Annotated in this window: 17 protein-coding genes and 1 pseudogene; all 18 read right to left on the reverse strand. The window is 57.8% G+C overall.

What is annotated here, in order from left to right; genetic code table 11:
* Window positions 1-10: 10 nt before the first annotated feature.
* Window positions 11-541 (reverse strand): 50S ribosomal protein L6, encoded by a 531-nt coding sequence (gene rplF, locus P3T20_RS35735; RefSeq protein ID WP_074262698.1) that lies wholly within the window; start codon window positions 539-541, stop codon window positions 11-13.
* An 18-nt stretch (window positions 542-559) separates the two neighbouring features.
* A complete protein-coding gene (rpsH, locus tag P3T20_RS35740; RefSeq protein WP_074262699.1) occupies window positions 560-955 on the reverse strand; it encodes a 30S ribosomal protein S8 in 396 nt (131 codons plus the stop codon).
* Between the two features lie 14 nt (window positions 956-969).
* Window positions 970-1,275 carry a 30S ribosomal protein S14 gene (gene rpsN / locus P3T20_RS35745; protein ID WP_074262700.1) on the reverse strand — a complete coding sequence of 102 codons (306 nt, stop codon included), beginning with the start codon at window positions 1,273-1,275 and terminating at the stop codon, window positions 970-972.
* Between the two features lie 7 nt (window positions 1,276-1,282).
* Window positions 1,283-1,822 carry a 50S ribosomal protein L5 gene (gene rplE / locus P3T20_RS35750; protein ID WP_006052214.1) on the reverse strand — a complete coding sequence of 180 codons (540 nt, stop codon included), beginning with the start codon at window positions 1,820-1,822 and terminating at the stop codon, window positions 1,283-1,285.
* 17 nt (window positions 1,823-1,839) lie between these two features.
* Window positions 1,840-2,148 carry a 50S ribosomal protein L24 gene (gene rplX / locus P3T20_RS35755; protein ID WP_074262701.1) on the reverse strand — a complete coding sequence of 103 codons (309 nt, stop codon included), beginning with the start codon at window positions 2,146-2,148 and terminating at the stop codon, window positions 1,840-1,842.
* A gap of 9 nt (window positions 2,149-2,157) precedes the next feature.
* Window positions 2,158-2,526, reverse strand: coding sequence for a 50S ribosomal protein L14 (gene rplN, locus P3T20_RS35760; RefSeq protein ID WP_006052212.1), 369 nt, complete (start codon window positions 2,524-2,526; stop codon window positions 2,158-2,160).
* A 288-nt stretch (window positions 2,527-2,814) separates the two neighbouring features.
* Window positions 2,815-3,087 carry a 30S ribosomal protein S17 gene (rpsQ, locus tag P3T20_RS35765; RefSeq protein ID WP_007180129.1) on the reverse strand — a complete coding sequence of 91 codons (273 nt, stop codon included), beginning with the start codon at window positions 3,085-3,087 and terminating at the stop codon, window positions 2,815-2,817.
* Complete coding sequence (gene rpmC / locus P3T20_RS35770; RefSeq protein WP_007180130.1) at window positions 3,084-3,278, reverse strand: 50S ribosomal protein L29; 195 nt, start codon at window positions 3,276-3,278, stop codon at window positions 3,084-3,086. Before rpmC ends, rpsQ begins: the two co-directional genes overlap by 4 nt.
* A gap of 10 nt (window positions 3,279-3,288) precedes the next feature.
* A complete protein-coding gene (gene rplP / locus P3T20_RS35775) occupies window positions 3,289-3,705 on the reverse strand; it encodes a 50S ribosomal protein L16 (RefSeq protein WP_074262702.1) in 417 nt (138 codons plus the stop codon).
* A 2-nt stretch (window positions 3,706-3,707) separates the two neighbouring features.
* Window positions 3,708-4,514 carry a 30S ribosomal protein S3 gene (gene rpsC / locus P3T20_RS35780; protein WP_074262703.1) on the reverse strand — a complete coding sequence of 269 codons (807 nt, stop codon included), beginning with the start codon at window positions 4,512-4,514 and terminating at the stop codon, window positions 3,708-3,710.
* Between the two features lie 11 nt (window positions 4,515-4,525).
* Window positions 4,526-4,858 (reverse strand): 50S ribosomal protein L22, encoded by a 333-nt coding sequence (rplV, locus tag P3T20_RS35785; RefSeq protein ID WP_007180133.1) that lies wholly within the window; start codon window positions 4,856-4,858, stop codon window positions 4,526-4,528.
* Between the two features lie 7 nt (window positions 4,859-4,865).
* Complete coding sequence (rpsS, locus tag P3T20_RS35790; protein ID WP_004199273.1) at window positions 4,866-5,141, reverse strand: 30S ribosomal protein S19; 276 nt, start codon at window positions 5,139-5,141, stop codon at window positions 4,866-4,868.
* Between the two features lie 10 nt (window positions 5,142-5,151).
* Complete coding sequence (rplB, locus tag P3T20_RS35795) at window positions 5,152-5,979, reverse strand: 50S ribosomal protein L2 (RefSeq protein WP_074262704.1); 828 nt, start codon at window positions 5,977-5,979, stop codon at window positions 5,152-5,154.
* A 2-nt stretch (window positions 5,980-5,981) separates the two neighbouring features.
* The gene (gene rplW, locus P3T20_RS35800) at window positions 5,982-6,296 is read right to left on the reverse strand and encodes a 50S ribosomal protein L23 (protein WP_074262705.1); all 315 of its coding nucleotides are present in this window, start codon (window positions 6,294-6,296) and stop codon (window positions 5,982-5,984) included.
* Window positions 6,293-6,913: a 50S ribosomal protein L4 gene (gene rplD, locus P3T20_RS35805; protein ID WP_074262706.1), complete on the reverse strand. Its 621-nt coding sequence runs from the start codon at window positions 6,911-6,913 to the stop codon at window positions 6,293-6,295. The genes rplW and rplD overlap by 4 nt, the downstream gene beginning before the upstream one ends.
* Window positions 6,913-7,572 carry a 50S ribosomal protein L3 gene (rplC, locus tag P3T20_RS35810; protein ID WP_074262707.1) on the reverse strand — a complete coding sequence of 220 codons (660 nt, stop codon included), beginning with the start codon at window positions 7,570-7,572 and terminating at the stop codon, window positions 6,913-6,915. The genes rplD and rplC overlap by 1 nt, the downstream gene beginning before the upstream one ends.
* Window positions 7,573-7,760: 188 nt before the next feature.
* Complete coding sequence (rpsJ, locus tag P3T20_RS35815; protein WP_006998489.1) at window positions 7,761-8,072, reverse strand: 30S ribosomal protein S10; 312 nt, start codon at window positions 8,070-8,072, stop codon at window positions 7,761-7,763.
* Window positions 8,073-8,208: 136 nt separating this feature from the next.
* A pseudogene (locus P3T20_RS35820) lies at window positions 8,209-8,322 on the reverse strand (elongation factor Tu); the annotation flags it as partial.

Consider the following 8,322-nt stretch of genomic DNA (forward strand, 5'->3'; position numbering starts at 1 on the left):
TTGCGCACCCTTACTTCTTCTTCGTTTCTTTGAGGATCACAACCTCGTTGGCGTAACGCACACCCTTGCCCTTATAGGGCTCCGGCGGGCGATAGCCGCGCACTTCTGCAGCGACCTGGCCAACTTGTTGCTTATTGATCCCCTTGATCACGATTTCGGTTTGCGTCGGGGTTTCAGCCTTGACGCCTTCCGGCATCTGGTGCACCACGGGGTGCGAGAAACCCAGCGACAGGTTCAGCTTGTCGCCTTGCGCCTGTGCGCGGTAACCGACGCCAACCAGCGTCAGCTTGCGCTCGAAACCCTTCGTCACGCCGTTCACCATGTTCGCAACGAGTGCGCGCATCGTGCCCGACATCGCGTTCGCTTCGCGGCTTTCGTCAACCGGCTCGAACTTCAGCGTGCCGTTGTCGTTCACCACTTTCACGAGGCGGTTTGCAGCTTGCGTAATCGTGCCCAACGGACCCTTGACGGTGATGCGATCGTCGCTCAGGGCCACTTCCGCGCCTTGCAGCACGATCGGGCTTTTACCTACTCGAGACATGTTTCTCTCCTTTCGGCCTTAAGCGACGTAGCAGATGACTTCGCCGCCAACGCCCGTAGCGCGCGCCTTGCGGTCCGTCATCACGCCCTTCGGCGTCGACACGATTGCCACGCCGAGGCCATTCATGACCACGGGGATGTCGTTACGGCCGCGGTACACACGCAGACCAGGCTTCGAAACGCGTTCAATGCGTTCGATGACCGGACGGCCAGCGTAGTACTTCAACACGATGTTCAATTCCGACTTCGCACCTTCGGACTTCACTGCGAAATCGTCGATATAGCCTTCGTCCTTCAGGACCTGCGCGATCGCAACCTTCACTTTCGACGAGGGCATTTGCACCGAAACCTTCTCAACCATCTGCGCATTGCGGATGCGAGTCAGCATATCGGCGATAGGATCACTCATGCTCATTTACGTTTCTCCTATTACCAGCTCGCCTTGGTCAGGCCAGGGATCTCGCCGCGGAACGCGATTTCGCGAATCTTGTTACGCGCCAGCCCGAATTTACGGAACGTGCCGCGCGGGCGACCGGTAATTGCGCAACGGTTGCGCTTACGGGTCGGATTAGAGTTGCGCGGCAGTTGTTGCAGTTCGAGACGGGCTGCGTAGTGCTCTTCGTCCGACTTGCTCATATCGCCAATGATCGCCTTCAACTCGTTACGCTTGGGAGCGTACTTAGCAGCGAGGCGAGCACGCTTCTTTTCACGTTCGATCAGTGCCAGTTTAGCCACGGTAACCTCAGTTTCTGAACGGGAACTTGAAGCTGGCGAGCAGGGCCTTTGCTTCGTCGTCGGTCTTCGCAGTCGTCGTGATGCTGATGTTCAGCCCACGCAGTGCGTCGATCTTGTCGTAGTCGATTTCGGGGAAAATGATCTGCTCTTTCACACCGATGTTGTAGTTGCCGCGACCATCGAACGCACGACCCGACACGCCACGGAAGTCGCGCACACGGGGGAGCGCAACCGTCACGAAACGGTCCAGAAATTCGTACATTGCCTGACCACGTAACGTGACCATTGCACCGATCGGATAGCCCTGACGGATCTTGAAGCCAGCGATTGCCTTACGTGCCTTCGTGATCACCGGCTTCTGGCCAGCAATCTTCGTCAGGTCGCCAACGGCGTTTTCGATGATCTTCTTGTCAGCAACCGCTTCGCCAAGGCCCATGTTCAGGGTGATCTTGGTGATGCGCGGCACTTCCATCACGGACTTGTAACCGAACTTCTCGATGAGGCCGGGTACAACCTTCTCTTTGTAAAACTCTTGCAAACGAGCCATTTTTTTACTCCGCAGCGTCAGGCGCTCAGCTCGGCACCGGTCGTCTTAAGGAAACGGACTTTCTTGTCTCCTTCGACCTTGATGCCTACACGCGATGCCTTGCCATTCGCGTCGACCAATGCGACGTTCGAAATTTGCAGCGGCATCGTCTTGGCTTCCACGCCGCCCGTCGTACCCTTCATCGGGTTCGGCTTGACATGCTTCTTGACGAGGTTGATACCCTCGACCGTCACATGATTCTCGCCAACGGACAGCACGATGCCGCGCTTGCCCTTGTCCTTGCCGGTGATGACGATAACTTCGTCACCTTTGCGAATCTTGTTCATCGCGACTCCTTACAGCACTTCCGGTGCCAGCGAAACGATCTTCATGAATCGTTCGCTACGCAACTCGCGCGTGACAGGCCCGAAAATACGGGTGCCAATAGGTTCGAGCTTGGCATTCAACAACACAGCGGCGTTGCCATCGAACTTGATCAGCGAGCCGTCCTGACGACGAACGCCCTTGGCGGTGCGAACCACCACGGCGTTATAAATTTCGCCTTTCTTCACGCGCCCGCGCGGCGTTGCTTCTTTGACGGTCACCTTGATGATGTCGCCAATGCTGGCATAACGACGCTTCGAGCCGCCGAGCACCTTGATGCACATGACTTCACGTGCACCCGTGTTGTCGGCCACTTCAAGCCGAGTTTCGGTCTGGATCATGGTTTATCATTCCCAACTTAATCCGGTCGCACCACCATGGCGCACCCGGTCAGTCTTGGTCCCGTCAGCCAATCGGCTGCTTGGGTTAGAACAGCAGCGACGGCAAACGAAACCCGCCATCGCAATCCGGTGAATCCTTCGGAACAGACTGGCGCCTGAACCGCTTCCCCCACCAACTTCGCCCGCGACGGGGCTCCCACAAAGAGGGAAGACCGAGATTATAACAAATAATCTCGGTCTTGCAAGCGAAACTTACTGCGATTTCAACTACTTCTACAACTTGCGGCGTCAGATGACGCGAGCAGCCTCGACCAGGCGAGCCACAACCCAAGCTTTCGTCTTAGAAATCGGACGCGTTTCCTGGATTTCAACGAGGTCGCCCTCGTTGTACGTGTTCGCATCGTCGTGCGCGTGGTACTTCTTCGAACGCACAACGTACTTGCCGTAGATCGGGTGCTTCACGCGGTGCTCGACCAGCACGGTGACCGTCTTGTCCATCTTGTTGCTGACGACCTTGCCGACCAGCGTCCGCTTGAGCGAGGTTTTTACGCTATCGTTCATTTCTGGTTCGCCTTCTCAGTCAGGACGGTCCGCACACGTGCGATGTCGCGACGGACCTTCTTCAGCTGGCTCGTGTTCGTGAGCTGCTGGGTCGCGAGTTGCATGCGCAGGCCGAATTGCGCCTTCAGCAGGTCCGACAGCTCCTTGTTGAGCGCGGCCTGATCTTTCTGGTGAAGTTCGGAAGCCTTCATCATTTGCTCCTTAGGCGCCGAGCTGACGAACGATAACGGTCGTCTTGAGCGGCAGCTTCGCTGCAGCCAGACGGAACGCTTCGCGTGCCAACTCTTCGGTTACGCCGTCCATTTCGTACAGCATCTTGCCCGGTTGAATCTCTGCGACGTAGTACTCAGGGTTACCTTTACCGTTACCCATACGTACTTCAGCCGGCTTATGCGAGATCGGCTTGTCCGGGAAAATGCGGATCCAGATACGGCCACCACGCTTGATGTGACGGGTCATTGCACGACGCGCCGCTTCAATCTGGCGCGCGGTCAAACGACCACGACCGATAGCCTTCAGACCGTATTCACCGAACGACACCGCGTTGCCGCGGGTGGCGATACCGGTGTTACGACCCTTCTGCTCTTTGCGATACTTTCTGCGTTTCGGTTGCAGCATCGTTATTCTCCAGTCTTCCCGTCACCGCCGGCACCGCCAGCACGACGGGGGGCGCCACGGCGTGCACCTGCCGGACCACCACCTTCACCATCGCGACGCGGACGGCGATCGCCACCCGGACGTGCATTGCGGCGCGGACGCTTTTCTTCGGCGACTTCTTCCACCACCGGTGCGTCGTTGCGGCCGAGCGTATCGCCCTTGTAGACCCACACCTTCACGCCGATGATGCCGTACGTCGTCTTCGCTTCCGAAGTTGCGTAGTCGATGTCAGCGCGCAGCGTATGAAGGGGTACGCGACCTTCGCGATACCATTCCGTACGGGCGATTTCGATACCGTTCAGGCGGCCAGCGCTCATGATCTTGATGCCTTGAGCACCCAGACGCATGGCGTTTTGCATTGCACGCTTCATCGCGCGACGGAACATAATCCGGCGCTCGAGCTGTTGCGTGATCGAATCGGCGATCAGTTGCGCATCGGTTTCCGGCTTGCGGATTTCTTCAATGTTGACGTGAACCGGAACGCCCATACGCTTCTGGAGTTCCGACTTCAACAGTTCGATATCCTCGCCCTTCTTGCCGATGACCACACCCGGACGCGAGCTATAAATCGTGATGCGCGCGTTCTTCGCCGGACGCTCGATAACGACGCGACCAACCGAAGCGTTTTTCAACTTCTTCTTCAGGTACTCACGTACACCGATGTCTTCCTGCAACATCGCCGCGAAATTGTTGTTGTTCGCGTACCAACGCGACGCCCAATTGCGGCTGACGGCCAAACGGAAGCCAGTCGGATGAATTTTCTGTCCCATCGTATGACCCCTTAGTTACCGACCGTCACAGTGATGTGACAGGATTGCTTCTCGATGCGGTTACCGCGGCCTTTAGCGCGCGCGGTAAAACGCTTGAGCGAGGCAGCCTTGTCGATATAGATGCTCGTGATCTTGAGCTCATCGATATCGGCGCCTTCGTTGTGCTCCGCATTCGCGATCGCCGACAGCACGACCTTTTTCACGATTCCCGCAGCCTTCTTCGGCGAGAACGTCAGAACGTTCAGCGCCTTGTCGACCGGCAAACCGCGGATCTGGTCAGCCACAAGGCGCGTCTTCTGCGCCGAGATGCGGGCACCGCGATGAATTGCTTTCACTTCCATCATGAGCCCCTTATTTCTTAGCCTTCTTGTCGGCCGCGTGACCCTTGAACGTCCGGGTCAATGCGAACTCGCCAAGCTTGTGGCCGACCATGTTTTCCGAGATATACACCGGAACGTGTTGACGGCCGTTGTGCACGGCAATCGTCAAACCGATGAAATCCGGCAGAATCGTCGAACGACGCGACCAGGTTTTGATCGGCTTCTTATCCCGCGAAGCTGCAGCCGCCTCAACTTTCTTCAGCAAATGGGCGTCGCAGAACGGACCTTTTTTTACAGAACGTGCCATTGCCTACTCCTTAACGCTTGTGACGGCGCTGGACGATCATGCTCGTCGTGCGCTTGTTGCTGCGGGTACGATAACCCTTCGTCGGCGTGCCCCACGGGCTCACCGGGTCGCGACCTGCAGCCGTCTTGCCTTCACCACCACCGTGCGGGTGATCGACCGGGTTCATTGCAACGCCACGCACCGTCGGGCGGATGCCGCGCCAGCGGTTTGCGCCAGCCTTACCGATTTGACGGAGGCTGTGCTCTTCGTTGCCAACTTCACCGATCGTCGCGCGGCACTCAACGTGCACACGGCGAATTTCACCCGAACGCAGGCGGACCTGTGCGTATGTACCTTCACGAGCCAGCAGCATCGCCGACGTACCAGCCGAACGCGCCATTTGCGCGCCCTTGCCCGGCAGCATTTCGATGCAGTGAATCGTCGTACCGACCGGAATGTTGCGGATCGGCAGCGTGTTACCTGCGCGGATCGGAGCTTCCGAACCCGACATCAGTTGCTGACCCACCGTCACACCCTTCGGAGCGATGATGTACTTGCGCTCGCCGTCCGCGTACAGAACCAGCGCGATGTTCGCGCTACGGTTCGGATCGTACTCAAGACGTTCGACCTTGGCCGGAATGCCATCCTTCGTGCGACGGAAATCGACGACACGATAGTGATGCTTATGACCACCGCCCTTATGACGCGTGGTGATGTGACCGTTGTTGTTACGGCCGGCGATCGAGGATTGCGCGTCGAGCAGCGGTGCGAACGGCTTGCCCTTATGCAGATCCTTGTTGACCACCTTGACCATCGCGCGGCGACCCGGCGAAGTCGGCTTAACTTTAACGATTGCCATGATTACTTGGCCTCCGCTTCAAAGTTGATTTCCTGACCAGGCTTCAGGCAGACGTAGGCCTTCTTCACGTCCTTGCGCTTGCCCATGAAGCGGCCAAAGCGCTTTGCCTTGCCCTTCGAGACCAGCACGTTGACGGAATCGACTTCCACCTTGAACATCAGTTCAACAGCGGCCTTCACTTCCTGCTTCGTGGCATCCGGCGCGACTTCGAACACGACTTGCTCGTTCTTGTCGGCCACCAGCGTCGCCTTTTCGGAGATCACCGGCGCGAGCAGGACCTGCATCAAACGATGATCGTTCTTGCGAATCTCGCTCATGACAGCAACTCCTCGATCTGGGCGACCGCAGCCTTCGTGATCAGGATCTTCTTGAAGTAGATCAGCGACAGCGGGTCGGCGTAACGCGGCTCGACAACTGCCACATGGGCGAGGTTGCGCGACGCGAGGTACAGGTTTTCGTCAACCGTGTCGGTAATCACCAGCACGGATTCGAGACCCATCGCCTTGAATTTTTCGGCCAGCAGCTTCGTCTTCGGCGCTTCGAGCGTTAGCTCGTCAACCACCGAGATGCGGCCTTCGCGAGCCAGCTGCGAGAAGATCGAGCAGAGACCTGCGCGATGCATCTTCTTGTTAACCTTGTGCGAAAAGTTTTCTTCCGGCGAATTCGGGAAGATACGGCCACCGCCGCGCCACAACGGGCTCGACGACATACCGGCACGGGCGCGACCCGTGCCCTTTTGACGCCACGGCTTCTTGGTCGTGTGCTTGACTTGCTCACGGTCCTTCTGCGCGCGGTTACCGCTACGGGCGTTAGCCTGGTAGGCCACCACAACCTGGTGAATCAGGGCTTCGTTGTAATCACGGCCGAACACGACGTCCGACGCGCTAACAGCTGCGCCTTCCTGACCATTGGCATTCAGGAGCTTAAGTTCCATTATTTCGCTCCTTTCACGGCGCGCGTCTTCACGGCCGGCGTCACGAAAACCTTGCCGCCCTTAGCACCCGGAACGGCACCCTTGACCAGCAACAGCTTGCGGTCGGCGTCGATACGAGCGATTTCGAGGTTTTGCACGGTTACCGTATCGTCACCCATGTGACCGGTCATGCGCTTACCCGGGAAAACACGACCCGGATCCTGCGCCATACCGATCGAACCCGGCACGTTGTGCGAGCGCGAGTTACCGTGCGAGGCACGGCCGGATGCGAAGTTGTAACGCTTGATGGTACCGGCGTAGCCCTTACCGATCGACACGCCTTGCACGTCGACCTTTTGGCCTACTTCGAAGAGGTCGGGACCCACCACGGCGCCGTTCGACAACTCGGCAGCCTTAGCGGCATCAACCTGGAATTCTTTGAGGATTTCACCGGCTTGAACACCGGCTTTGGCGAGATGACCTGCCAGCGGCTTCGTCACGCGCGATGCACGGCGCGTACCGAATGCAACCTGAACGGCCGTATAGCCATCGGTTTCCACAGTCTTGATCTGCGTCACGCGGTTGTCGGACACGTCCAGAACGGTGACGGGAATCGAATCCCCTTCAGCCGTAAAGATACGGGTCATGCCAACCTTGCGACCTACGAGTCCAAGGCTCATCGTTTTCTCCATTCCCGACTGCGATTGGTCGGGGCTAATTTACAAAATGCCGGCGTTTTTCAAGCTGAAGCACACCGACTTTTTTGCGCAAATGCGCGAAAAGCCCACTATTATAGCGAGGCCTTTCGTTTTCCGCAAGCAATCAATGACTTAGCGACGCCCAGCGGACTGGGCATCGCCGCAAAGCCTTATTGCAGCTTGATTTCCACGTCTACGCCAGCCGGCAGATCGAGCTTCATCAGTGCGTCGACGGTCTTGTCCGTCGGGTCAACGATGTCCATCAGGCGCTGGTGAGTGCGGATTTCGAGCTGGTCGCGCGACGTCTTGTTGACGTGCGGCGAACGCAGGATGTCGAAACGTTGAATACGGGTCGGCAGGGGCACCGGACCACGAACGATTGCGCCAGTCCGCTTTGCCGTGTCGACAATTTCAGCTGCCGATTGATCGATCAGGCGATAGTCGAAAGCCTTCAGGCGAATGCGGATTTTCTGGTTCTGCATGACAATTCCTTGGAAAGAGCGAGGCGATGTTGCATCGCCAAATATAAAAAGAACGTAGGACCGGACACCCACTGAGGGCGGGCGCCCGGCCCCGGGCACCTTTACTGCAAATTACTGCAACCGCGAACCCTCGATTTTACTCGAGAATCTTGGCCACGACACCTGCGCCGACGGTACGGCCACCTTCACGGATGGCGAAGCGCAGACCTTCTTCCATCGCGATCGGGTTGATCAGCTTCACCGTGATCGA

It is taken from the genome of Paraburkholderia sp. GAS206C, from assembly GCF_050435645.1.
In the GTDB taxonomy this organism is placed as follows: Bacteria; Pseudomonadota; Gammaproteobacteria; order Burkholderiales; family Burkholderiaceae; genus Paraburkholderia; species Paraburkholderia phenazinium_B.